The organism is Pseudomonas sp. F(2018) (genome assembly GCF_005508865.1).
Classification (GTDB): Bacteria; Pseudomonadota; Gammaproteobacteria; order Pseudomonadales; family Pseudomonadaceae; genus Aquipseudomonas.
The window spans coordinates 257,227-279,136 of the sequence record NZ_SCOM01000005.1 but is presented as its reverse complement, the minus strand read 5'-3'; the positions used below and the strand labels follow the sequence as shown (position 1 = coordinate 279,136).

Sequence of the window (21,910 nt, the reverse complement as noted above, 5' to 3'; positions counted from 1 at the left end):
CGCCTTACCTCAGCTCCTTGAAGGTTTCCGCACTGCGCCGCAGCTCATCCAGCCAGACGTCGTCACTGACCACCTGCGGGCGCATGAGAATCACCAGCTCGCTCTTTTCCAGAGCCTTGCGCTGCTGCTTGAACAGGTTGCCGACGATGGGCAGGGTGCTGGCCCACGGCACTTCGGCGTCAGTGTTCTGGTTGTTGTTCTGCAGCAGGCCGCCGATCACCACCACCTGGCCACTGCGGGCACGCACGATGGAGTCGGACTGGCGCGAGGTGGACAGCGCCAGTGGCAGGTTGAACACATTGTCCTCGCCCAGCACGATGGTCTTGTTCTGGTCGACCACGCGGCTCACGGTCGGCCGCACGTGCAGGGTGACCACGTCGTTCTGGTCGATCTGCGGGGTCACGTCCAGCGAGATACCGGAGAAGAACGGGGTCAGGGTCAGGTCCTGGGTCGGCTCGGTGATACCGGCGGCGGTGGTCGTCGAACTGCTGGAGGAGACCTCGGTGACGAAGAACTCGTCGGTTCCCACCTTGATCACCGCCTTCTGGTTGTTCAGCGTGGAGATGCGCGGGCTGGACAGCACACGCACCTCTCCCTGGGTCTGCAGCAGCTGGATCAGTCCGGTGAAGTCGCCGAAGCTGAGTACCGTGCTGAATACGCCGTCGATATCGGTCGGGCCGTCGATGGTGGCGCCATCGATGCCCCCACTGACGTCACCGCCGATCTTTTCCCAGCTGATACCTGCCTGGAAGCCGTCGTTCAGCTGCACCTCGAGGATCTTGGTCTCCAGCACCACCTGGCGCTGCAGGTTGCGTTGCGCCTGCTCGAGGAAGCGCGCGACGTTTTCCTGGTCGGCGCTGTTGGCGCGTACCACCAGCAGGCTGGCCTGCGGGTTGACCACCACGCTGTTGCCCTCCTCGCCGCCGACTATGGCCTGCACCACGCCCTGGACTTCCTTCCAGAAGTCGACATTGCTGGTGGTCACTACCTTGCTGGCGTTAAGGGTGGTCACCGAGCGGTCGCTGCTGGAGCTGCCGCCATCGTCGCTGGAGCTGGAGTCGCTCTCGGTACTCTCCACCTGGCCGGAGCTGACCCGGGTGTCCGACTCGCCCAGGCGCTGCAGGTTGAGGTAGTTGAGGTCATAGCTGCGGGTGACCACCTTGTTCGGCAGGATCTGGTAGCCGTAGCTGGTGCGACGGTAGTCATAGCCATAGCTGTCGCGCACGGCGGCCAGGACTTCTTCCAGGGTGACCCGGCGCAGGCTGAAGGTGATGGTGCCGGTCACTTCCGGATGCACCACCAGGTTCTGCCCGGCGCCTTCCATCAGGCTGAGGAAGAACTCGCGGGCCGGCATGTCATTGGCGGCCACATCGAAACGCGGGCCGCCGCTGAAGCTGGTGCTGCTGGTCAGCGGCGGGATCAGGGCGGCCTGCACGGCAGGTGGCGGCGCCACCTTGCCCTGGGCCTGCTGCAGGCTCTCGTCGAGCAGCTTGCCGCTTTGCTCGTAGAGCTGCTTGTCGCCATCGATGAAGGTCTGGCAGGCGCTGAGCAGGCATGCCAGGCCTAGCAGCAGGCCTCGTTTCGGCAGTATCGGAGTCATGGGCATCATCGGCTCGGCTTCATAACGGGTTCGGCCAGGCGCAGCACTTCACGCTGCCCCTGGCGCTCGATCAATACGGAATGCGGGCGGATGGCCAGCACGCGCAGGCCAGCGCGTTCTTCGCCGACGCGCAGGCTCTGGCCATCGATGACCGCGCGGCTGCCCTGGGCGCCACGCAGAATGGCCTGCAGGACCAGCGCGGCAGGCGCCTCGGCGGCGCTGCTGGCCGGGCGCAGGTCGGCCGGCGGCTGGGTCGGATCGACCGCCGCCTGGGCCGCTACGCAACCCAGCAGCAAACTGAGGAACAAGGCTCTAGACACCGACCCATCCCGCCTTGCGGCTCAAGGTGAAGAGTTTCAGGCTGATCTGCGCGCGGCTCGGGCCGGCCTCGCCGACCTCGTAGTCGAGGCTGTCCCAGTTCAGCTTCCAGCCGCTCTGCTGCACCGCCTGCAGGTACTGCAGCAGATCGAAATAACCGCCCTCCAGCTGCAGCACCAGGCCGTGACGGTAGAGGGTGGCCGGCAACGGCGCCGGAGCCTCGACGGCCTGCCCGGGGATGGCCACCGGCTGGCTGGCGTCAGGCAGCTGCACCGGCTCGCTGAAGCTGCGCATGCCCATCAGGCTCAGGCCCTGCTGGGCCTGCAGCAGGCTCTCCAGCACCGCCTTCATCTTCTCCGGCGTCACCAGCTCGGAGGTGCTGGTGTCGATCTGGCGGATCAGCTCCTCGCGGCTGGCCGAGGCCGCCAGCAGGGCACTGCGATAGGGGATGTTGGGGTCGGCGGCGAGCCTGGCCTGCAGGTCGGCGATGCCGCTCTGCGCCTCGGCGACGCGGCCGTTGGCGAGCTGGACCGCCGCCTTCTGACTGGCCACCCGCGCCGCCAGCGGATCGCCCACCAGCAGCAGGTAGAGCATGCCCAGCACCGCCACAGCGACGCCATAGGTCAGCCATTGCTCGCGGGCGGCCATGCCTTGCCAGCGTTGCAGCCACTTATTCATCGTCCTTCTCCTGATCGGCGGGCCGCGAGGACAGGTCGAAGTCGAGCAACTGGTCCTCGCCGCGCTGCACATCCAGGCGCGCGAACTCGCGCCCCTTGAATACCGGGCTGCGCCCCAGGGCATCCAGGTATTGCGGCAACAGTTGCTGGTTCTGACTGCGTCCCTGCAGGCGCAGTTGCAGGCCACCGTCCCGCAGATGAATGCCGTTCAGCCACAGCCCACCCTGCGGGTGGTGTTCGGCCAGCGCCGTGAGCGGCGCGACAAAGCCTGCGCTCTGCTGCTCAGAGAGCACCTGCAGATAGGCGATCAGGCGCTGCAGCTGACGATTGCCCGTCTCGCTGGCGGCCAGCTCGCCGGGCAGACGATCGTCCATCTTCGGCTCGACGAAGCTGGACTTGGCTGCCGCCAGCAGCGTCTCCTGCTCCTGGGCCGCCGCCTCGGCGGCGGCCAGGCTCTGCCCGGTCCGATGCAGCTGCCAGCCCTGCCAGGCGGCATGCAGCAGGCAGAGCAGCACCAGCACGCCGAGGCCGAGCAGCATCTGCGCCTTCTGCGGGCCGGCACGGCGCTGACGCTCGACCTGATAGAGGTTGAGGTTCTGCATCAGAGAACCTCCAGGCGCAGGGCGGCGCCGACCGCGGCCATACAGTAGGCCTGCTGGGAGTCATCCAGCTCGGCGCTGGCCTGGCCGGGGAAGAGTTCGCGCAGGTCCAGCGCCTGCAGCTTGACCGCCAGGCCGGCGGTCAGCGCCTGCAGCGCGGCGGCGCCGTTGCGCTTGGCCGGCAGCAGCAGCAGGCGGTTGATATAGCCCTTACCCAGCTGGCTCTCGAAGTAGTCGAGCGAGCGCTGGATCTCCAGGGTCACGGCGCCGTAGTCGCCGCTGGCCTTCTCCAGACCCTGCTCGATACGCCGCGCCATGTACAGGTCGGCGCCGTTCTGCACGCAGATCAGGCCTTCGCTGGAACGCAGGCGCAGCAGGGCGATATTCATGCCCTCGGCGCCGGCCAGCAGGCCGAGGTTGCGGAAGGCCATCTCGGTGACATCGATGCTGCGCAGTGCCAGCCCGGCCTGGCCGATCAGATCGCCCCAGGCCTGCATGCGCGCCCGCCCCAGCACAGCGCAGTAGGCCATGCGCGAGCGGCCGCGATAGGCGTCGTCGGGCAGGGTGAAGGCATCCACCACCACCTGCTCCAGGGATTCGGCGATCAGGTCCTTGACCCGCCAGCGCATGGCATCACGCAGCTCTTCGGCGGGCACGTCGGGGGCATCGAGCAGGAGCATCTGGTAGGTGGCGGGGTGCAGCACCAGGTTGACCGCCATGCCGGCGAGCCCACGTTCGGCCACCAGGCTTCTCAGCACGGCAGGCTGCTCGGCCGGAGCGGCCGGGTGGAACAGGCAGTCGAGCAGACGCGGCGCTTCGCCAGGCATGCGCTGGACCCGCGCCAGGGCGATGCCCTCGGGGCCGGTCTCGATACCCAGTAATCCGTCCGCTGTCTTTCTTTTTTTTGCGAACCACACCAACTGCGATGTCCCCCTGCGCCCTGCCGTCGCTTGCCCTGCATGGGGCGAGTCGCGCCAGGTGCATTGTAGAATGGTGGCTACAGACCTATCTGAGCCCGATCAATGTTCCATGTCGTCCTGTTCCAGCCGGAGATCCCACCGAATACCGGCAACATCATCCGCCTGTGCGCCAACACCGGCTGCCACCTGCACCTGATCGAACCCCTGGGTTTCGACCTGGATGACAAGCGCCTGCGCCGCGCCGGCCTGGACTACCACGAATACGCGACATTAAAACGCCATCATTCGTTGGACGACTGTATCACAGCCATCCGCCCCGACAGAATATTGGCATTCACCACTAAAGCTAGTCACAGCTACGCGCAAATGGAATACCAAGCGGGGGATATGCTGCTGTTTGGCCCGGAAAGTCGCGGTCTGCCGGCCGAAATACTGGCGCAGATTCCCGACGAACAGCGCCTGCGCATGCCGATGCGTCCGCAATGCCGCAGCCTGAATCTGTCCAACGCGGTGGCCGTGGTGGTGTACGAAGCCTGGCGCCAACTGGATTTCGCCGGCTCCTGAAACGAAAAAGCCGCCTCGCGGCGGCTCTTTCACATGCACGCAAATCAGGCCTGTTCGGTGGCCTGTTGCTGACGCTGCAGCTCCTGGGCGTACAGGGCATCGAAGTTCACCGGCGACAGCATCAGGGCCGGGAACGAGCCGCGGATCACCAGGCTGTCCAGCGCCTCACGGGCGTAGGGGAACAGGATGTTCGGGCAGAACGCGCCGAGGGTGTGGCTCATGGAGGCGGCGTCCAGGCCCTTGATCAGGAAGATGCCGGCCTGCTGCACTTCGGCGATGAAAGCGATCTCTTCGCCGGTTTTCACGGTCACCGAGAGGGTCAGCACCACCTCGTGGAAGTCGCCGTCCAGCTGCTTCTGCTTGGTGTTGAGGTCCAGAGCGACGCTCGGCGCCCACTCCTGACGGAAGATTTCCGGGCTCTTCGGCGCCTCGAAGGACAGGTCCTTCACATAGATGCGCTGCAGGGAGAACTGTGGGCCTTCGTTGCCGTTGCTTGCTGCTTGTTCGGTCATGGCGATTCTTCTTGTTACGGGTTTCTGAAAGGGTTCAGGCGCCGAGCAGGGCGTCGAGCTTGCCGGCGCGCTCCAGGGCAAAGAGGTCGTCACAGCCACCGACATGGGTCGCGCCGATCCAGATCTGCGGCACCGAGGTGCGCCCGGCCTTGCGCGTCATCTCGGCACGCACCTGGGGCTGGCCGTCCACGCTGATCTCGCGGAACGCCACACCCTTGCCGCTGAGCAACTGCTTGGCGCGGATGCAGTAGGGGCACCAGGCGCTGGAATAGACGACCACCTCGTTCATGTCACTTGACTACCGGCAGGTTGTCGCTGCGCCAGCTGGCGATGCCGCCACCCAGCTTGGCCGCCGTGAAGCCGGCCTTCTTCAGGTCGCGAGCGACGCTGCCGGCATGCTGGCCCATGGCGTCGACCACGATGATGGTCTTGGCCTTGTGCTTCTCCAGTTCGGCAATACGGCTGGCGACCTTGTCGAACGGGATGTTCAGGGCATCGACGATATGACCGCCGGCGAAATCCTTGCTGTTGCGAATGTCCAGCACCACCGCCTCGTCGCGGTTGACCAGCGCGGTCAGCTCACGGCTGGACAGGCTCTGCCCGCCCTTGCGCAGCTCGGTGACCAGCAGCAGCACCGCCAGCACGGCGAAGCAGCCGACCAATGCATAGTGGTTAGTGGCAAATTCAATCAGTTGGGCCAACATCGGGAGGTTCCAAAGCCTTAAAATGGCGGCCAGTATACACAGCGCGCCCATCGGGCCAAGCCCCGCCCGGCGGTGACGCGGCGGGCTTCCGCCGCTAAAATGCGCGACCTTTTTTGATCATCCATAGCGAGCCAGCTTTCATGAGCGCCACGCCCAAACCCCTGGTCCTGATCATCCTCGACGGCTTCGGCCACAGCGACAACCCCGAGTACAACGCCATCCACGCGGCCAACACGCCGGTCTACGACCGTCTGCGCGCCACCTATCCGCACGGCCTGATCTCCGGCAGCGGCATGGACGTGGGCCTGCCGGACGGACAAATGGGCAACTCCGAGGTCGGCCACATGAACCTCGGCGCCGGCCGCGTGGTGTACCAGGACTTCACCCGGGTGACCAAGGCGATCCGCGACGGCGAGTTCTTCGAGAACAGAGAGATCAATGCCGCCGTCGACAAGGCCGTCGGCGCCGGCAAGGCCGTGCATATCCTCGGCCTGCTGTCGGACGGCGGCGTACACAGCCACCAGGACCACCTGGTCGCCATGGCCGAACTGGCCGCCCGCCGCGGCGCCGAGAAGATCTATCTGCACGCCTTCCTCGACGGCCGCGACACCCCGCCGAAAAGCGCCCAGCCGTCCATCGAGCTGCTCGACGCCACCTTCGCCAGGCTCGGCAAGGGCCGCATCGCCAGCCTCACCGGCCGCTACTTCGCCATGGACCGCGACAACCGCTGGGACCGTGTCGAGCAGGCCTACCACCTGATCGTCGAAGGCCAGGGCCAGTTCAACGCCGCCAGCGCCGTCGAGGGCCTGCAGGCCGCCTACGCCCGCGACGAGAGCGACGAGTTCGTCAAGGCCACCACCATCGGCGAGCCGGTGAAGGTCGAAGACGGCGACGCCATCGTCTTCATGAACTTCCGCGCCGACCGCGCCCGCGAGCTGACCCGCGCCTTCGTCGAGGTCGACTTCAAGGAATTCGAGCGCAAGCGCGTGCCGCAACTGGCCGGCTTCGTGATGCTGACCCAGTACGCGGCGAGCATCCCGGCGCCCAGCGCCTACAAGCCGGAGCTGCTGACCAACGTGCTCGGCGAGTACTTGGCCAACAACGGCAAGACCCAGCTGCGCATCGCCGAGACCGAGAAGTACGCCCACGTCACCTTCTTCTTCTCCGGCGGCCGCGAAGAGCCCTTCGCCGGCGAAGAGCGCATCCTGATCCCCTCACCCAACGTCGCCACCTACGACCTCAAGCCGGAGATGAGCGCACCGGAAGTCACCGACAAGATCGTGGATGCCATCGAGCACCAGCGCTTCGACGTGATCATCGTCAACTACGCCAACGGCGACATGGTCGGCCACACCGGCGTATTCTCCGCCGCCGTCGCCGCCGTCGAGACCCTGGACAGCTGCGTCGGCCGCATCGTCGCGGCGCTGGACAAGGTCGGCGGCGAGGCGCTGATCACCGCCGACCACGGCAACGTCGAGCAGATGGAGGACGAGTGCACCGGCCAGGCGCACACCGCCCACACCTGCGAACCGGTGCCGTTCATCTATGTCGGCAAGCGTGCCGCGACTATCCGCGCCGGTGGCGTGCTGGCCGACGTGGCACCGACCCTGCTGACCCTGATGGGCATGCCGGTGCCGACTGAAATGACCGGCAAGACCATCGTCGAACTGCAATAACCCGGAGCAATCCGTGAAGCGCTCGCCGGCTGCCGCCGGCGGGCGTTTTTTTTGCTCGGCACCACGGGCATACTAGGCCCCTTCCCCGCCCCAGGTGCCGCATCGCCCATGTTCCGCGCCCTCACTCTCGTCCTCCTGTCCTGCCTGCTCGCTCCGGCCTTCGCCGACGAGAAGGCGGAAACCCAGAAACAGCTGGAAGCCGCCCGCACCGACGTGGCCGAGCTGAAGAAGCTGCTGGAGAAGCTGCAGCAGGAGAAATCCGGCGTGCAGAAGGAGCTCAAGCGCACCGAGAAGGAAATGGGCGGCCTGGAGAAGCAGGTCAAGGGCCTGGAAGGCGAGCTGAAGAAGAGCGAGGAAGAGCTCAAGCGCCTCGACCAGGAGAAAAAAAAACTCCAGCAATCGCGCCTTGAGCAGCAACGGCTGATCGCCATCCAGGCCCGTGCCGCCTACCAGAGCGGCCAGCAGGAGCCGCTACGCCTGCTGCTCAACCAGCAGCAGCCGGAACAGTTCGCACGCACCCTCACCTACTACGACTACCTCGGCAAGGCCCGCCTGGAGCAGCTGAGCGCCTTCAACGAGACCCTGCGCCAGCTGGCCAACGTGGAAGCCGATATCGCCAACCAGCAGAACCAGTTGCTGGAGCAGAAAGGCGCGCTGGACAGTCGCCGCGAGGCCCTCGCCGCCGTGCGCAAGGAGCGCCAGGCCGCGCTGGCCAAGCTGAACAAGGAATACGGCGCCGGCGACCGCAAGCTCAAGGCACGCGAGCAGGAACAGATCGAGCTCGCTCGTGTTCTCAAGACCATCGAGGAAACCCTGGCCCGTCAGGCCCGCGAAGCCGAAGAAGCGCGGCGCCTGGCCGCCGTGGAAGCACAACAGGCACGCAACCCCAACAGCAAGCCGCTGCCGCTGGGCCCTGCGGTCTCCAGCGATGGCGCCAGCTTCGGCGGGCCCTTCGCCAAGGCCAAAGGCAAGCTGCCGTGGCCGGTCAACGGCCGCCTGGTGGCACGCTTCGGCTCCACCCGTGATGGCGATTCCCGGGCCAAATGGGACGGCGTCATGATCGGCGCCTCTGCCGGCAGCCAGGTACATGCGGTGCATGGCGGGCGCGTGGTGTTCGCCGACTGGTTGCGCGGCGCCGGGCTTCTGGTCATCCTCGACCACGGTAACGGTTATCTGAGCCTGTACGGCCACAATCAGAGTCTGTTGAAGGATGCCGGCGACCTGGTGCAAGCCGGCGAGGCCATCGCCACGGTCGGCACCAGCGGCGGCCAGGACACCCCGGCGCTGTATTTCGCCATTCGCCAGCAGGGTCGCCCGAGCGATCCGGCGCAATGGTGCCGCGCCCAGGGATGACAGCCAGACGCTGTCAGCGCCTCATTACATTGGGAGTTCACATGCAGCAATTCCGTCGCCTCACCCCCATCGCCCTGGCCATCGGCCTGCTGCTCGGCAGCCCCGCCGTGCTGGCCGCCGAAGTTGCCGAGGCGCCCGCCGCAGCGGTCAATGGCAAGGCGCCGCTGCCGCTGGAAGAGCTGCGCACCTTCGCCGAGGTGATGGACCGCATCAAGGCCGCCTACGTCGAGCCGGTGGACGACAAGACCCTGCTGGAGAACGCCATCAAGGGCATGCTCAGCAACCTTGACCCGCACTCCGCCTACCTGGAGCCGGAAGCCTTCGCCGAGCTGCAGGAGAGCACCAGCGGCGAGTTCGGCGGCCTCGGCATCGAGGTCGGCACCGAAGACGGCTTCATCAAGGTGGTCTCGCCGATCGACGACACCCCCGCCTCCAAGGCCGGCATCCAGCCGGGCGATTTGATCGTCAAGATCGATGGCCAGCCGACCAAGGGCTTGTCGCTGATGGAAGCGGTGGACAAGATGCGCGGCAAGGCCGGCAGCAAGATCAACCTGACCCTGGTGCGCGAGGGCGGTCGCCCGTTCGACGTCGAGCTGACCCGCGCGGTGATCAAGGTCAAGAGCGTGAAGAGCCAGCTGCTGGAAGACGGCTACGGCCTGATCCGCATCACCCAGTTCCAGGTCAACACCGGCGAGGAAGTCGGCAAGGCCCTGGCCAAGCTGCGCAAGGACAACGGCAAGAAGCTGCGCGGCCTGGTCCTGGACCTGCGCAACAACCCCGGCGGCGTGCTGCAGGCGGCGGTGGAGGTCTCCGACCACTTCCTCAAGAAGGGCCTGATCGTCTACACCGAGGGCCGCATCGCCAACTCCGAGCTGCGCTTCAACGCCGACCCGGCCGACGCCAGCGAAGGCGTACCGCTGGTGGTACTGATCAACGGCGGCAGCGCCTCGGCCTCGGAGATCGTCGCCGGCGCCCTGCAGGACCACAAGCGCGGCGTGCTGATGGGCACCGACAGCTTCGGCAAGGGCTCGGTGCAGACCGTGCTGCCGCTGAACAACGACCGCGCCCTGAAGCTCACCACTGCCCTGTACTTCACCCCCAACGGCCGCTCCATCCAGGCCCAAGGCATAGTGCCGGACATCGAGGTGGCGCGCGCCAAGCTGACCCGCGAGGAAGGCGGCGAGCTGATCAAGGAAGCGGATCTGGCCGGCCACCTGGGCAACGGCAACGGCGGCGCGGACAAGCCGAGCAACGGCAAGAAGAAACAGGATCCGCGCCCGCAGGACGACGACTACCAGCTGAGCCAGGCGCTCAACCTGCTCAAGGGCCTGAGCGTCACCCGCGGCGACTGATACCGCCGATGGCAATAAAAAACCCGGGCAAGCCCGGGTTTTTCATGTGCGCAGAACTTACTGCACGTAGCTCTGGAAGATCTGGTCGACCTTGCCGCTGGCACGCAGGCCATCGAGAGCCTTCTGCAGACGTTCGATCACTTCGTCCGGGGTTTCCGGGTTCAGCGCCAGGTACAGCTGGGCGCTGTCGAAGCGCAGCACGGTCTTCAGACCGGTGATGCCTTCCTGCTTGGCCAGGTAGCGACCGGCGGGATCGCCAGTGGCCCAAAGGTCGATCTTGCCTTCCTGCAGCTTGTGCGCGTTCTCCTGGTCGCGGAACGAGCTGACCGGCTCCAGGCCCTGCTTGATCAGGTGTTCCTCGATGGCGTCGCCCTTGTAGGCGCCGACCCGGTAGGACTTGGCCTGCTCCAGGCTGATCAGATTGATGGTGCTGTCGGCCTTGGCCAGCATGACCCAGTCGTCCGGGCCGATGGGGCCGACCCACTTGAACAGCTTCTCGCGCTCCGGCAGCTTGGCCATCACGAACGCGCCGTTGTTCGGGGTTTCCAGGGCCATCTTGTAGACCCGCGCCCAGGGGAAGCGCAAGGTCATGGTGTAGGGGATGCCGGCCGCCTTGAAGGTTTCGCGCACCACGTCCACCGCGATGCCGGTGAGGTTCTCCTCACGGGCGAAATTCTTGCCGTTGGTCGCCATGTTGTAGGGCGGGAAGTTCTCGGTTTGCAGCACCACCTTGTAGTCGGCGGGCAGCTCGGCTCGCGCCAGGGTGGACAACAGCAGGCCCAGGCCCAGCAACACCATGGTCAGTCGCTTCAACAACATATCCGTATCCTTGACAGTCGGGAGAGGCGGGAGAGCATGCGCCCTCCGGTGCCCGCAAGGCGGCTGAGGCCACGGGGCGGCAGAAGGTTAGCACGAACCGGGAAGCAGTAGCGGTGTGCCGCCACTGCCCGGCGGGCGGGCGCCAATGGCGCCCGGGAGGCTTACAGATAGTTGTTGGTGATCTCGTCGACGAAGCCTTCGCCGCGCAGCTCGTCCAGGGCCTTCTGCAGGCGCTCGACCACCTCGTCCGGGGTCTCCTTGTTCAGCGCCAGGAACAGCTCGGCACTGTTGAAGCGCAGCACGACCTGCAGGCCGCTGGCGCCTTCCTGCTTGGCCAGGTAACGGCCGACCGGATCGGTGGTGGCCCACAGGTCGATCTTGCCGCTCATCAGCTTGGCCACGTTCTCCTGGTCGCGCAGGGAGTTGATCGGGGTCAGGCCCTTGCTCTCCAGGTGCTGGCTGACGGCATCGTTCTTGTAGGCGCCGACGTTGTACTTGCGCGCTTCTTCGAGGTTGTTGACCTTGATCGTGCTACCCGGCGCGGCGAGCAGCACCCACTCGCTCTTGGCCAGCGGGCCGACCCACTTGAACAGCGGCTTGCGCTCTTCGGTGAAGGTGGTGGAGAACAGCCCGTAGTTGGCCTTGTCCAAGGTCAGGCGATAGATGCGATCCCAGGGGAAGCGCAGGCTCAGGTTGTAGCCGATGCCGGCACGCTTGAACATCTCGCGCACGATGTCGGCACTGATGCCGTCGATGCTGTCGTCACGGGCGAAGTTCTTGTCGTCGATGGCCATGTTGAACGGCGGGAAGTTCTCCGTCAGCAGGACCACCTTGTAGTCTTCGGAGATTTCGGCTCGGGCGCCACCGGCCAGTACCAGCAGGCCGAGAAACAGCCCCTTGTGCAGATATTTCAACATTGCAGTACAGCTCCAGAGTTATGGTTGTTTGGGCGACTTCTCTGCAAGTGGCCGACCACGGGGCGTTGCACCCTGGGCGGCTCCGACCGGCACACTGACCGGCGCAGTTGGAAGCGCGCATAGTGCCACGCCATCGACCAACTACGTTGAACTGCGTCACGCCGGCCGTCGCCGAGGAATCGCTCGCGGCGCAAGGCACGCAAGAAGCGAACCAACCCGAGGACGGCGGGTGCTTGTATCAGATGGCTGCGCAATCAGTACTTCTGGGCGATGGTCTGCAACTGGCCTTCGCTGCGCAGCTGCTCGAGGGCGGTGCGCAGCTTGTCCACGGTGGCGTCCGGCGTCTGCTTGTTGAGCGCCAGGTAGAGGTCGCCACGACCGAAGGTCAGGACCACGCGGAAGTCCTTGTAGCCCTGCTGACGGGCCAGGTACTGGCCGGCGATCGACGAGGTGACCCACAGGTCGATCTGCCCCTCGGCCAGGCGTACCGGGTTCTCCTTGTCGTACAGCGACTGCTGCACGTCCAGGCCGGCCTCGACCACCTTCTCGCTGGGCGCATCGCCCTTATAGCCACCCAGCCGATACTGCTTGGCCTGATCCAGGCTGCTCAGCTGGATCGGCGAATCACCACGGGCGAGCAGCACCCAGTCTTCGCTGGCGATGGGACCGACCCACTTGAATAGGTCTTCGCGCTCTGCCGTACGGGCCACCGAGAACAGACCGTAGCCGGCATCCTTGAGGGCCTGGTTGTAGACCCGCTCCCAGGGGAAGCGGAGAATCTGCTGGCACTCGATGGCCGCGCGCTGGCAGACCAGACGCATGGTCTCGGAGCTGATGCCGCTGACGCCCTCGTCGCGGGCGAAGTTGCCGCCGCTGACGGCCATGTTGAAGGGCGGAAGATTTTCCGTGAGCAGCACCAGCGACTCGGCACGCGCCTGGGTGGTGCCGACCAACAGCAGGAACAGGGCCAGCATCCTTGGGAACAACATAAGAACTCCTTGCAGATAGGGGCGTTCGCGAGCGCGAACTGACACCGGCATTTTAGCCAGCCCTACTGCAGGGGGTTAGCGACTCCCGCACAGCCGCTGTTTCAGCGCACCACGATGCCGCGGCTGGCCAGGTAGGCCTTGGCCTCCGGCACGCTGTATTCGCCGAAGTGGAAGATGCTGGCGGCCAGCACCGCATCGGCCTTGCCTTCGAGAATGCCGGCGGCCAGGTGCTCCAGGTTGCCGACGCCGCCGGAGGCGATCACCGGGATGCCCACCGTCTCGCTGATGGCGCGGGTCACGCCCAGGTCGTAGCCGCTCTTCACTCCGTCCTGATCCATGCTGGTCAGCAGGATCTCGCCGGCGCCGAGGTCTTCCATCTTCTTTGCCCACAGCACGGCATCCAGGCCGGTCGGCTTGCGCCCGCCGTGGGTGAAGATCTCCCAGCGACCCGGCTCGCCCGGCGCGGAGACGCGCTTGGCGTCGATGGCGACGACGATGCACTGGGAGCCGAAGCGATCAGCGGCCTCGCCGACGAACTCCGGGTTGAACACCGCGGCGGTGTTGATCGAGACCTTGTCCGCGCCGGCATTCAGCAGGTTGCGGATGTCCTGCACGGTGCGCACGCCGCCACCGACGGTGAGCGGGATGAACACCTGGCTGGCCATGCGCTCCACCGTGTGCAGGGTGGTGTCGCGGCCGTCGACGCTGGCGGTGATGTCGAGGAAGGTGATCTCGTCGGCGCCCTGCTCGTTGTAGCGGCGCGCGATTTCCACCGGGTCGCCGGCGTCGCGGATGTTCTCGAACTGGACACCCTTGACCACGCGGCCGTTGTCCACGTCGAGGCAGGGGATGATGCGCTTTGCCAGTGCCATGCTATAGCTCCGTCGACTTACTCGACCTTGTTCTTAAGGTCGCAGATGGCCTGGGCCTCGGCCACGTCCAGGGTGCCTTCGTAGATCGCACGACCGGTGATGGCGCCGATGATGCCGCGATTGCTGGTGTCCAGCAGGGCCTGGATGTCGCCGATGTTGTGGATGCCGCCGGAGGCGATCACCGGGATGCGGCTGGCGTTGGCCAGGGCCACGGTCGCCGGGATGTTGCAGCCCTGCATCATACCGTCTTTGGCGATGTCGGTATAAACGATGGCGGACACGCCGTCGGCCTCGAAGCGCTTGGCCAGGTCGGTGGCCTGCACGGTCGATACCTCGGCCCAGCCATCGGTGGCGACGAAGCCGTCCTTGGCATCCAGGCCGACGATGACCTTGCCCGGGAAGGCCTTGCAGGCATCGGTGACGAACTGCGGATCTTTCACCGCCTTGGTGCCGATGATCACGTAGCTGACGCCGGCGCGCACATAGTGCTCGATGGTTTCCAGGGTACGGATGCCGCCGCCGATCTGGATCGGCAGGTTCGGGTAACGCTTGGCGATGGCGGTGACCACCTCGCCGTTGACCGGCTGACCCTCGAAGGCGCCGTTCAGGTCGACCAGGTGCAGACGGCGGCAGCCGCCCTCGACCCACTTGGCAGCCATGCTCACCGGATCGTCGGAGAACACCGTGGAGTCTTCCATGCGGCCCTGGCGCAGACGCACGCAGGCGCCGTCCTTGAGATCGATAGCGGGGATAATCAGCATCGGTTGAACCTGCTCAAGTCGTGAATTCGGTGAAGGGTCAGCTCTTCTCGAGCGCCCACAGGTCGCTCTCCATGCTGGCGAAGCGGTCGGACAGCACCGCCTGCACATCGGAGATCGCCTTGTTGTAGTAGTGCGGGGCAATCTCGCGGCTGATCAGGTCGAGCACTTCCTGCACTTCGAACGAGCCCAACTCGAGTTCGAAGCGGTCTTCCAGAAAGCGCCCCAGCACCTGCAACGCCGCCTGCTGCTGAGCGCCCTCAAGCTCCAGCTGCGCAGTCTTCTTGCCCCGGCTCATTTACCGGCGGCCATCCCAGGCGACGAAGTTCTGCAGCAGCTGCAGGCCATGGGTATGGCTCTTCTCCGGGTGGAACTGCACGGCGAAGCGCGAGCCATCGGCCAGCGCGGCGGCGAAGTCCTTGCCGTAATGGCCACGGCCGACCACCTGCGCCGGGTTACCGGCCTCTATGTAGTAGCTGTGCACGAAGTAGAAGCGGCCGTGGTCCGGAATCTCGTGCCACAGCGGGTGATCGACCACCTGCGCCACTTCGTTCCAGCCCATGTGCGGCACCTTCAGGTGCTCGCCGTCTTCATGCAGGTCCTTGCCGAAGAAGCGCACCTGGCCGGGGAACAGGCCGATGCAGTCGACACCGCCGTTCTCTTCGCTGCGCTCCAGCAGCGCCTGCATGCCGACGCAGATGCCGAGGAACGGACGGTCCTGGCTGACTTCGCGCACCAGGCTGTCGAAGCCCAGGCGCCTGATCTCGGCCATGCAGTCGCGGATCGCGCCGACGCCGGGAAACACCACGCGATCGGCCTCGCGGATCACACTGGCATCACTGGTGACGATCACTCGCCCGGCGCCGACGTGCTCGAGAGCCTTGGCCACCGAGTGCAGGTTGCCCATGCCGTAGTCGATGACGGCAACCGTCTGCATCAGAGCACGCCCTTGGTCGACGGCATCTGCCCAGCCATGCGCGGGTCCAGCTCGACGGCCATGCGCAGGGCGCGGCCGAAGGCCTTGAACACGGTCTCGATCTGGTGGTGGGTGTTGGTGCCACGCAGGTTGTCGATATGCAGGCTGACCAGGGCGTGGTTGACGAAGCCCTGGAAGAATTCCTGGAACAGGTCCACGTCGAAGCCGCCGACCACCGCGCGGGTGAACGGCACGTGCATCTGCAGGCCCGGACGACCGGAGAAGTCGATCACCACGCGCGACAGGGCTTCGTCCAGCGGCACATAGGAGTGGCCGTAGCGGGTCATGCCCTTCTTGTCGCCGACCGCCTTGGTGAAGGCCTGGCCTAGGGTGATGCCGACGTCTTCCACGGTGTGGTGGTCGTCGATGTGCAGGTCGCCCTTGCACTCGATATCGAGGTCGATCAGGCCATGACGGGCGATCTGGTCGAGCATGTGCTCGAGGAACGGCACGCCAATATCGAACTTGGCCTTGCCGGTACCATCCAGGTTGATCGAGACCTTGATCTGGGTCTCCAGGGTGTTGCGCTCGACGGATGCCGTACGTTCGGCCATCTCCAGCTCCACAGGCTGCTCACGGGAAAAGGCCGCCATTATAGGCGGGCCGTGGCTTTGGCGGCTACCGGCGGCGGTCGGGGCAATGGCTATCGGCGCGATTGAGCTGGCTTTACACTGCGCAGCCTGCTCTTGCGAGGAAGTCGCCATGCCCGTTCTGGTCGAAATCGTCAGTCGCCCGTCCGCCCAGGACCACACCGACCTGGGCAAGGTCTACGCCGACGCCCCGGACTGGCTGCTCGAGCCCTACGCCAGCATCGACGCCCTGCTGGCCGATGGCATCGGCAAGGGCAAGCTGATCGCCGGGCGCTTCAACGATCGCCTGCTCGGCGCCGCCCTGCTGGAGCGCGGTGAGCAGCACTGGCGCCTGTCGCACCTGTGCGTGCGCAAGGTCACCCGCAAGCGCGGCGTGGCCCGACGCATCCTCGACGAGGCGCGGCGCCTGGCCGCCGAGGCCGGCAAGCCGCTGCACCTGGCCGCCCCCAAGGATCACCTGGAGAGCCAGGCCCTGGCCGCGCGCAGCGGTCTGCCGCTGGACAGCCTGTAAGCCCTAGGACGCCTGCGCCATCTGCGGCCTGGCCGCCAGCCAGACCAGCCACAGCAGGCTGGCCAGGCACAGCCCGACCAGCACCAGGCCGAGCGCCAGCTGCTGCGGTGCCAGCCACAGCACCCAGGCCAGCGCCGCGCCGGCCATCAGTACCTGACGCCCCGCCTCTACCTTCCACAGCGCGCGCTTGCCTTCGAACAGCAGGCCGAGGCCGATGCAGCCGGCGAGGATCAGCAGCGCCAGCAACAGCGGCTGCCACAGCTCGGCGCGCTTCACCGAGGCCAGATAGAACAGGGCCATGGCGTTGATCGCCACGAACTGCAGGAAGGCATACCACTTCAGACTCGCCGGATAGGCGCAGTCGAACTTGTCCGCGCCCATCTTCGGCCAGGGCCGCTCGGCCACATCCGCCGGGCGCCAGCCGGTGGGCATCCACCACAGGCGCAGCTTGTCCCACCAGGAGCGGGTCGCCACGGCGTCGGCCCACAGCAGGCGCCACCAGGAAAACTGCAGGCGGATCAGATCGAAGGTACGCACCGGGGTGGTCACGCCATAGCGCACCGGCTCGTCCTCGTCGGCGTAGGTGCCAAACAGACGGTCCCAGACCAGGAATACACCGCCGTGGTTCTTGTCGATGTAGCGATCGTTCTGGCCGTGATGCACGCGGTGATTGGTCGGCGTGACCATAAACCACTCCAGCACGCCCAAGCGGCCGATATGCTGCGAGTGAATCCAGAACTGGTAGACCAGCTGCGCGCCGAGCAGCACCAGGAACAGCGGCAGCGGCAGGCCGAGCAAGGCCAGCGGCAGGTAGAAGGGCCAGTCGAAGGCGGTCTGGAAGGCACCCTTGCGCAGGGCGGTGGACAGGTTGAAGTCCTCGCTGGAGTGGTGCGGCTGGTGCGCACCCCACAGCAGGTTGTAGCGGTGCAGGCTGCGGTGCGCCCAGTAGAAGCAGAAGTCCACGGCGACGAAGCCGAGCAGCCAGGTCCAGGGCGAGGTCGGATCCAGCGTCCACAGCCGCGCATGCTCGTACAGCCAGGCGTAGGGGATGACCAGCAGCAGACGCAGCGGACCCTCCAGCAACACGCGCAACACGGCGGTGTTGATGCTGGTGGTGGCGTCGGCCAGGCGATAGGTGTGACGGCCGCTCCAGCGCTCATAGGCGAGCTCCAGCAGCATCAGCAGGATGTACAACGGCACGGCCATCACCACGATATTCATCACCACCTCACAGGCGAATCCTTGTTGTTATGCTGGCAGCCTAACCCCGGAACGCCGGCGGCGGATGGGCCGTCGCTGCCAAAACGGCTTTCCCCGCGCGCCATCGCAGGCACAGGTCGCAGGGGAACCGCTCGTCGACCTGGTCATCCAACCCCTGCCACGCATGGCGCTCGCCGCGCCACACGGCGGCGGTATACTCCCGCCCCTATATAGAAGAACTCCACACAAGGACTGGTCCATGAAAGCCATTGGCAAAATCCTGGGTCTGGTATTTCTCGGGCTGCTGCTGATCATCGTCGGCCTCGGCTTCGCCCTGACCCACCTGTTCGACCCCAACGACTACAAGGACGAGATCCAGCAACTGGCCCGCGACAAGGCCAACCTCGAACTGCAGCTCAAGGGCGACATCGGCTGGAGCCTGTTCCCCTGGCTCGGCCTGGAGCTGACCGACGCCACCCTGGCCAGCACCGACACCCCGGACAAACCCTTCGCCGACCTGCGCCTGCTCGGCCTGTCTGTGCGCGTGCTGCCGCTGCTGTACCAGGAAGTGCAGATGAGCGACATCCGTGTCGACGGCCTCAACCTGACCCTGCAGCGCGACGAGAAAGGCCGCGGCAACTGGGAAGGCGTCGGCCAGCCGGCCAAGCCCGCGCCGAGTGAATCGACCCCGCCAGCATCGGGCGAGCAGAGTGAGCCAACCGCCCAGACCACCGACGAGAGTGGCAAGCCGGTCAAGCTGGACATCGACAGCCTGACCATCAGCACCTCGCGCATCGACTACCACGATGCCCAGAGCGGCAAGCAGTTCAGCGCTGAGGGCATCGAGCTGTCCACCGGCGCCATCCGCGAGGGCGCCGATATCCCGATCAAGCTGCTGGCCTTCCTCGGCACCAACCAGCCGGTAGTGCGCGCCAAGACCGAACTGCAGGGCCTGCTGCGCTTCGACCGCGGCCTCAAGCGCTACCAGCTGCAGGACCTCAAGCTGGCCGGCGAAGCCTCCGGCGAGCCGCTGGGTGGCGAGACCCTGACCTTCTCCAGCCAGGGCCAGCTGCTGCTCGACCAGTCCGCCCAGGTGGCCGAATGGACCGGCATCAAGCTCTCCGCCAACCAGCTGCGCGCCCTCGGCGAGCTCAAGCTGCGCGACCTGGACAAGACCGCCCAGCTGGAAGGCAACCTGTCGCTGGCCCAGTTCAACCTGCGCGAATTCCTCGACGGCATCGGCATCGCCCTGCCCGCCATGCGCGACAGCGGCACCCTGAGCCGCTTCGAGATGTCCGCCCGCCTGGCCGGCACGCCGAGCAGCGTCAACCTCAACGACCTCAGCCTGAAGCTGGACGACAGCACCTTCAGCGGCAGCCTGGCGGTTAGCGACTTCGCCAAGCAGGCCCTGCGCCTGCAGCTCAAGGGTGACAAGCTCGATCTCGATCGCTACCTGCCGCCGGAAAACAAGGACGCCGATGCCGGCGCGGCGCGCAAGGGTGAAGTCAAGGAAGCGGTGGCCGCCGCCGGCAAGAGCGGCAGCACGCCGCTGCCGAACGCGCCGACCCAGCAGGCCTGGAGCAGCGAGCCTGCCCTGCCGCTGGAGAGCCTGCGCAAGCTCGACGTGCAGGCGACCATCGGCCTCGGCCAACTGACCCTGAGCAAACTGCCGATCGAAAGCGCCAGCTTCAAAGCCAGCGCCAAGGGCGGCCTGCTCGACCTGCAGGAACTGCGTGGCGATCTGCATGGCGGCGAGTTCGTCGTCCGCTCGCAGCTCGACGCCCGCCCGGCCGTGCCGCTGCTGACCCTGAACCAGCAGCTCAAGCGCATCCCGGTGGAGAAGCTGATCGAGGCCCGTGGCGAGAAGCCGCCGGTACGCGGCCAGCTCGACCTGAGCGCCGACCTGCGTACCCAGGGCAACAGCCAGAAGGCCTGGATCGACGCGCTCAACGGCACTTCCAGCTTCAGCCTGAGCGACGGCGTGCTGGTCGAGGCCAATCTGGAACAGCAGCTGTGCCAGGGCATCGCCACCCTCAACCGCAAGTCGCTGTCAGGTGAGCCGCGCGGCAAGGACACGCCGTTCGAGGAGCTGCACGGCAACCTGAAGTTCACCAATGGCGTGGCCAGCAACCCGGACCTCAAGGCGCGCATCCCCGGCCTGACAGTGAACGGCGACGGCGACCTCGACCTGCGCGTGCTGGGCATGGATTACCGCGTCGGCATCGTCATCGAGGGCGACAAGGGCGCCATGCCGGACCCGGCCTGCCAGGTCAACGAGCGCTATGTCGGCCTGGAATGGCCACTGCGCTGCCGCGGCCCGCTGGAATTGGGCGCCAAGGCCTGCCGCCTGGACAAGGACGGCCTCGGCAAGATCGCCGCCAAGCTGGCCGGCGACAAGCTCGGCGAGAAGCTCGGCGACAAGGTCAGCCCGGAACTCAAGGACGCGCTGAAAGGCCTGTTCAACCGATGAGTCCCGAGCAGTTCAATGGCGCCGTGCTGGCCTGGTACGACCTGCACGGCCGCAAGGAGCTGCCCTGGCAGCAGGGCATCACCCCGTACCGGGTGTGGGTCTCCGAGATCATGCTGCAGCAGACCCAGGTCAGCACCGTGCTCGGCTACTTCGACCGATTTATGGACGCCCTGCCGACCGTGCAGGCGCTGGCGGCGGCGCCGGAAGACGAGGTGCTGCACCTGTGGACCGGCCTCGGCTACTACACCCGCGCACGCAACCTGCACAAGGCGGCGAAGATGGTGGTGGAACAGCATGGCGGCGAGTTCCCGCGCTCGGTCGAGCAGCTCGCCGAGCTACCCGGCATCGGCCGCTCCACCGCCGGCGCCATCGCCAGCCTGAGCATGGGCCTGCGCGCGCCGATCCTCGACGGCAACGTCAAGCGCGTATTGGCCCGCTACAAGGCCCAGCACGGCTACCCGGGCGAACCCAAGGTGGCCGAGCAGCTGTGGCAACTGGCGGAGCAGCTGACTCCGCATGAGCGAGTGAACAATTACACCCAGGCGATGATGGACCTGGGCGCCACCCTGTGCACCCGCAGCAAGCCGAGCTGCCTGCTGTGCCCGGTACGCGATGGCTGCCGCGCCCATCTGCTCGGCCGCGAGAGCGACTTCCCCGAATCCAAGCCGCGCAAGGCACTGCCGCAGAAGCGCACCCTGATGCCGCTGCTGGCCAACCGCGAAGGCGCCATCCTGCTCTACCGTCGCCCCTCCAGCGGCCTGTGGGGCGGTCTGTGGAGCCTGCCGGAGCTGGACGATCTGACCGGCCTCGCGCCGCTGGCCAACCAGCATGCCCTGCGCCTCGGAGAGCCGCGCGAACTGGCCGGGCTGACCCATACTTTCAGCCACTTCCAGCTGGCCATCGAGCCCTGGTTGGTGCCCGCCGAGCAGGCCAGCCCCGCCGTGGCCGAGGGCGACTGGCTCTGGTATAACCTCGCCAGCCCGCCGCGCCTGGGCCTGGCCGCCCCGGTGAAGAAGCTCCTCAAGCGAGCCGCGGATGCACTGAATGCAGGAGAAATCTCATGAGCCGCACCATCCATTGCCGCAAGTTCAACGAGGACCTGCCCGGCCTCGACCGCCCGCCCTACCCCGGCGCCAAGGGCCAGGACATCTTCGACAACGTGTCGAAGAAGGCCTGGGACGAATGGCAGGCGCACCAGACCATGCTGATCAACGAGCGTCGGCTGAACATGATGAACGCCGAGGACCGCAAGTTCCTCCAGGCCGAGATGGACAAGTTCCTCTCCGGCGAGGACTACGCCAAGGCCGACGGCTACGTGCCACCGAGTGCCTGATGCGGACGCGGGTCGGAAACGTCCCGCAGCCCCCCGGAAATTCGTAACCGCCCGTCTGCACTGAAATTTTTTCATTCCCTAGCTTGACACTGCTCCTTCAAATCCGTTTAATTGCGCCCCGTTGCCCAGATAGCTCAGTTGGTAGAGCAGGGGATTGAAAATCCCCGTGTCGGCGGTTCGACTCCGTCTCTGGGCACCAA

General features: G+C 66.1%; 25 protein-coding genes and 1 tRNA gene. 9 read left to right on the top strand and 17 right to left on the bottom strand.

Annotation, left to right across the window (positions count from 1 at the left end; genetic code table 11):
- Nucleotides 1–4: 4 nt before the first annotated feature.
- The 5 genes from FFS62_RS20810 to FFS62_RS20790 are packed head-to-tail and all read right to left on the bottom strand — an operon-like array spanning nucleotide 5 to nucleotide 4,021.
- Complete coding sequence (locus FFS62_RS20810; protein ID WP_256662335.1) at nucleotides 5–1,600, bottom strand: pilus (MSHA type) biogenesis protein MshL; 1,596 nt, start codon at nucleotides 1,598–1,600, stop codon at nucleotides 5–7.
- A gap of 5 nt (nucleotides 1,601–1,605) precedes the next feature.
- Nucleotides 1,606–1,920 (bottom strand): Type II secretory pathway component, encoded by a 315-nt coding sequence (locus FFS62_RS20805; protein WP_256662334.1) that lies wholly within the window; start codon nucleotides 1,918–1,920, stop codon nucleotides 1,606–1,608.
- On the bottom strand, nucleotides 1,913–2,596 hold the full coding sequence (locus FFS62_RS20800) for a type II secretion system protein GspM (RefSeq protein WP_137974764.1): 684 nt from the start codon (nucleotides 2,594–2,596) through the stop codon (nucleotides 1,913–1,915). Before FFS62_RS20800 ends, FFS62_RS20805 begins: the two co-directional genes overlap by 8 nt.
- Entirely contained in the window at nucleotides 2,589–3,197 is a 609-nt protein-coding gene (locus tag FFS62_RS20795) for a PilN domain-containing protein (protein WP_137974763.1), read from the bottom strand. Before FFS62_RS20795 ends, FFS62_RS20800 begins: the two co-directional genes overlap by 8 nt.
- Nucleotides 3,197–4,021 (bottom strand): MSHA biogenesis protein MshI, encoded by an 825-nt coding sequence (locus FFS62_RS20790; protein ID WP_256662333.1) that lies wholly within the window; start codon nucleotides 4,019–4,021, stop codon nucleotides 3,197–3,199. Before FFS62_RS20790 ends, FFS62_RS20795 begins: the two co-directional genes overlap by 1 nt.
- A gap of 195 nt (nucleotides 4,022–4,216) precedes the next feature.
- Between FFS62_RS20790 and trmL the strand changes: the two genes are divergently transcribed.
- Nucleotides 4,217–4,678, top strand: a complete 462-nt coding sequence (trmL, locus tag FFS62_RS20785; RefSeq protein WP_137974761.1) for a tRNA (uridine(34)/cytosine(34)/5-carboxymethylaminomethyluridine(34)-2'-O)-methyltransferase TrmL — start codon at nucleotides 4,217–4,219, stop codon at nucleotides 4,676–4,678.
- A gap of 44 nt (nucleotides 4,679–4,722) precedes the next feature.
- Here the strand turns inward: trmL and secB are convergent, their stop codons facing one another.
- From secB to FFS62_RS20770, 3 genes are read right to left on the bottom strand one after another with little or no spacing between them, the layout of a single operon-like run.
- Nucleotides 4,723–5,190 carry a protein-export chaperone SecB gene (gene secB, locus FFS62_RS20780; RefSeq protein ID WP_137974760.1) on the bottom strand — a complete coding sequence of 156 codons (468 nt, stop codon included), beginning with the start codon at nucleotides 5,188–5,190 and terminating at the stop codon, nucleotides 4,723–4,725.
- Nucleotides 5,191–5,224: 34 nt separating this feature from the next.
- On the bottom strand, nucleotides 5,225–5,479 hold the full coding sequence (gene grxC, locus FFS62_RS20775) for a glutaredoxin 3 (protein ID WP_137974759.1): 255 nt from the start codon (nucleotides 5,477–5,479) through the stop codon (nucleotides 5,225–5,227).
- A 1-nt stretch (nucleotide 5,480) separates the two neighbouring features.
- On the bottom strand, nucleotides 5,481–5,894 hold the full coding sequence (locus FFS62_RS20770; RefSeq protein WP_137974758.1) for a rhodanese-like domain-containing protein: 414 nt from the start codon (nucleotides 5,892–5,894) through the stop codon (nucleotides 5,481–5,483).
- Nucleotides 5,895–6,034: 140 nt separating this feature from the next.
- Between FFS62_RS20770 and gpmI the strand changes: the two genes are divergently transcribed.
- From gpmI to FFS62_RS20755, 3 genes are all read left to right on the top strand, one after another.
- Entirely contained in the window at nucleotides 6,035–7,570 is a 1,536-nt protein-coding gene (gene gpmI, locus FFS62_RS20765; protein WP_137974757.1) for a 2,3-bisphosphoglycerate-independent phosphoglycerate mutase, read from the top strand.
- Between the two features lie 108 nt (nucleotides 7,571–7,678).
- Complete coding sequence (locus tag FFS62_RS20760) at nucleotides 7,679–8,923, top strand: murein hydrolase activator EnvC (protein WP_137974756.1); 1,245 nt, start codon at nucleotides 7,679–7,681, stop codon at nucleotides 8,921–8,923.
- A gap of 41 nt (nucleotides 8,924–8,964) precedes the next feature.
- Nucleotides 8,965–10,275, top strand: coding sequence for a S41 family peptidase (locus FFS62_RS20755; protein WP_137974755.1), 1,311 nt, complete (start codon nucleotides 8,965–8,967; stop codon nucleotides 10,273–10,275).
- Nucleotides 10,276–10,332: 57 nt separating this feature from the next.
- On the opposite strand, the gene FFS62_RS20750 is transcribed toward FFS62_RS20755, so the two are convergent.
- From FFS62_RS20750 to hisB, 8 genes are all read right to left on the bottom strand, one after another.
- Nucleotides 10,333–11,091 carry an ABC transporter substrate-binding protein gene (locus tag FFS62_RS20750; protein ID WP_137974859.1) on the bottom strand — a complete coding sequence of 253 codons (759 nt, stop codon included), beginning with the start codon at nucleotides 11,089–11,091 and terminating at the stop codon, nucleotides 10,333–10,335.
- A 164-nt stretch (nucleotides 11,092–11,255) separates the two neighbouring features.
- The gene (locus FFS62_RS20745; protein WP_137974754.1) at nucleotides 11,256–12,011 is read right to left on the bottom strand and encodes an ABC transporter substrate-binding protein; all 756 of its coding nucleotides are present in this window, start codon (nucleotides 12,009–12,011) and stop codon (nucleotides 11,256–11,258) included.
- 254 nt (nucleotides 12,012–12,265) lie between these two features.
- The gene (locus tag FFS62_RS20740) at nucleotides 12,266–13,000 is read right to left on the bottom strand and encodes an ABC transporter substrate-binding protein (RefSeq protein ID WP_137974753.1); all 735 of its coding nucleotides are present in this window, start codon (nucleotides 12,998–13,000) and stop codon (nucleotides 12,266–12,268) included.
- Between the two features lie 101 nt (nucleotides 13,001–13,101).
- Entirely contained in the window at nucleotides 13,102–13,872 is a 771-nt protein-coding gene (hisF, locus tag FFS62_RS20735; protein WP_137974752.1) for an imidazole glycerol phosphate synthase subunit HisF, read from the bottom strand.
- 17 nt (nucleotides 13,873–13,889) lie between these two features.
- Nucleotides 13,890–14,633: a 1-(5-phosphoribosyl)-5-[(5-phosphoribosylamino)methylideneamino]imidazole-4-carboxamide isomerase gene (gene hisA, locus FFS62_RS20730; RefSeq protein WP_137974751.1), complete on the bottom strand. Its 744-nt coding sequence runs from the start codon at nucleotides 14,631–14,633 to the stop codon at nucleotides 13,890–13,892.
- A 37-nt stretch (nucleotides 14,634–14,670) separates the two neighbouring features.
- Nucleotides 14,671–14,928 (bottom strand): DUF2164 domain-containing protein, encoded by a 258-nt coding sequence (locus FFS62_RS20725; protein ID WP_137974750.1) that lies wholly within the window; start codon nucleotides 14,926–14,928, stop codon nucleotides 14,671–14,673.
- Nucleotides 14,929–15,567, bottom strand: a complete 639-nt coding sequence (hisH, locus tag FFS62_RS20720) for an imidazole glycerol phosphate synthase subunit HisH (protein ID WP_137974749.1) — start codon at nucleotides 15,565–15,567, stop codon at nucleotides 14,929–14,931. It abuts the gene before it with no gap.
- Nucleotides 15,567–16,160, bottom strand: a complete 594-nt coding sequence (gene hisB, locus FFS62_RS20715) for an imidazoleglycerol-phosphate dehydratase HisB (protein ID WP_137974748.1) — start codon at nucleotides 16,158–16,160, stop codon at nucleotides 15,567–15,569. The genes hisH and hisB overlap by 1 nt, the downstream gene beginning before the upstream one ends.
- A gap of 148 nt (nucleotides 16,161–16,308) precedes the next feature.
- Between hisB and FFS62_RS20710 the strand changes: the two genes are divergently transcribed.
- Nucleotides 16,309–16,707, top strand: a complete 399-nt coding sequence (locus tag FFS62_RS20710; RefSeq protein ID WP_137974747.1) for an acetyl-CoA sensor PanZ family protein — start codon at nucleotides 16,309–16,311, stop codon at nucleotides 16,705–16,707.
- A gap of 3 nt (nucleotides 16,708–16,710) precedes the next feature.
- Here the strand turns inward: FFS62_RS20710 and FFS62_RS20705 are convergent, their stop codons facing one another.
- Nucleotides 16,711–17,928 (bottom strand): sterol desaturase family protein, encoded by a 1,218-nt coding sequence (locus FFS62_RS20705; protein ID WP_137974746.1) that lies wholly within the window; start codon nucleotides 17,926–17,928, stop codon nucleotides 16,711–16,713.
- Nucleotides 17,929–18,166: 238 nt separating this feature from the next.
- On the opposite strand from FFS62_RS20705, the gene FFS62_RS20700 reads away from it, so the two are divergent.
- The 4 genes from FFS62_RS20700 to FFS62_RS20685 all read left to right on the top strand — a co-directional run bounded on the left by FFS62_RS20700 (nucleotide 18,167) and on the right by FFS62_RS20685 (nucleotide 21,909).
- The gene (locus tag FFS62_RS20700) at nucleotides 18,167–20,377 is read left to right on the top strand and encodes an AsmA family protein (RefSeq protein WP_137974745.1); all 2,211 of its coding nucleotides are present in this window, start codon (nucleotides 18,167–18,169) and stop codon (nucleotides 20,375–20,377) included.
- Entirely contained in the window at nucleotides 20,374–21,441 is a 1,068-nt protein-coding gene (gene mutY, locus FFS62_RS20695; RefSeq protein ID WP_137974744.1) for an A/G-specific adenine glycosylase, read from the top strand. The genes FFS62_RS20700 and mutY overlap by 4 nt, the downstream gene beginning before the upstream one ends.
- Nucleotides 21,438–21,710 carry an oxidative damage protection protein gene (locus FFS62_RS20690; RefSeq protein WP_137974743.1) on the top strand — a complete coding sequence of 91 codons (273 nt, stop codon included), beginning with the start codon at nucleotides 21,438–21,440 and terminating at the stop codon, nucleotides 21,708–21,710. Before mutY ends, FFS62_RS20690 begins: the two co-directional genes overlap by 4 nt.
- Nucleotides 21,711–21,833: 123 nt before the next feature.
- Nucleotides 21,834–21,909: transfer RNA gene (locus FFS62_RS20685), tRNA-Phe, on the top strand.
- Nucleotide 21,910: the final 1 nt, after the last annotated feature.

Coding starts and splice junctions, on each gene's coding strand:
- FFS62_RS20710 (WP_137974747.1), top strand. CDS start 16,309: ATGCCCGTTCTGGTCGAAATCGTCAGTCGCCCGTCCGCCCAGGACCAC.
- secB (WP_137974760.1), bottom strand. CDS start 5,190: ATGACCGAACAAGCAGCAAGCAACGGCAACGAAGGCCCACAGTTCTCC.
- FFS62_RS20705 (WP_137974746.1), bottom strand. CDS start 17,928: ATGAATATCGTGGTGATGGCCGTGCCGTTGTACATCCTGCTGATGCTG.
- FFS62_RS20770 (WP_137974758.1), bottom strand. CDS start 5,894: ATGTTGGCCCAACTGATTGAATTTGCCACTAACCACTATGCATTGGTC.
- trmL (WP_137974761.1), top strand. CDS start 4,217: ATGTTCCATGTCGTCCTGTTCCAGCCGGAGATCCCACCGAATACCGGC.
- FFS62_RS20795 (WP_137974763.1), bottom strand. CDS start 3,197: ATGCAGAACCTCAACCTCTATCAGGTCGAGCGTCAGCGCCGTGCCGGC.
- mutY (WP_137974744.1), top strand. CDS start 20,374: ATGAGTCCCGAGCAGTTCAATGGCGCCGTGCTGGCCTGGTACGACCTG.
- FFS62_RS20745 (WP_137974754.1), bottom strand. CDS start 12,011: ATGTTGAAATATCTGCACAAGGGGCTGTTTCTCGGCCTGCTGGTACTG.
- hisB (WP_137974748.1), bottom strand. CDS start 16,160: ATGGCCGAACGTACGGCATCCGTCGAGCGCAACACCCTGGAGACCCAG.
- gpmI (WP_137974757.1), top strand. CDS start 6,035: ATGAGCGCCACGCCCAAACCCCTGGTCCTGATCATCCTCGACGGCTTC.
- FFS62_RS20725 (WP_137974750.1), bottom strand. CDS start 14,928: ATGAGCCGGGGCAAGAAGACTGCGCAGCTGGAGCTTGAGGGCGCTCAG.
- FFS62_RS20740 (WP_137974753.1), bottom strand. CDS start 13,000: ATGTTGTTCCCAAGGATGCTGGCCCTGTTCCTGCTGTTGGTCGGCACC.
- FFS62_RS20755 (WP_137974755.1), top strand. CDS start 8,965: ATGCAGCAATTCCGTCGCCTCACCCCCATCGCCCTGGCCATCGGCCTG.
- FFS62_RS20810 (WP_256662335.1), bottom strand. CDS start 1,600: ATGACTCCGATACTGCCGAAACGAGGCCTGCTGCTAGGCCTGGCATGC.
- hisA (WP_137974751.1), bottom strand. CDS start 14,633: ATGCTGATTATCCCCGCTATCGATCTCAAGGACGGCGCCTGCGTGCGT.
- FFS62_RS20700 (WP_137974745.1), top strand. CDS start 18,167: ATGAAAGCCATTGGCAAAATCCTGGGTCTGGTATTTCTCGGGCTGCTG.
- FFS62_RS20690 (WP_137974743.1), top strand. CDS start 21,438: ATGAGCCGCACCATCCATTGCCGCAAGTTCAACGAGGACCTGCCCGGC.
- hisF (WP_137974752.1), bottom strand. CDS start 13,872: ATGGCACTGGCAAAGCGCATCATCCCCTGCCTCGACGTGGACAACGGC.
- FFS62_RS20760 (WP_137974756.1), top strand. CDS start 7,679: ATGTTCCGCGCCCTCACTCTCGTCCTCCTGTCCTGCCTGCTCGCTCCG.
- hisH (WP_137974749.1), bottom strand. CDS start 15,567: ATGCAGACGGTTGCCGTCATCGACTACGGCATGGGCAACCTGCACTCG.
- FFS62_RS20790 (WP_256662333.1), bottom strand. CDS start 4,021: ATGCCTGGCGAAGCGCCGCGTCTGCTCGACTGCCTGTTCCACCCGGCC.
- FFS62_RS20800 (WP_137974764.1), bottom strand. CDS start 2,596: ATGAATAAGTGGCTGCAACGCTGGCAAGGCATGGCCGCCCGCGAGCAA.
- grxC (WP_137974759.1), bottom strand. CDS start 5,479: ATGAACGAGGTGGTCGTCTATTCCAGCGCCTGGTGCCCCTACTGCATC.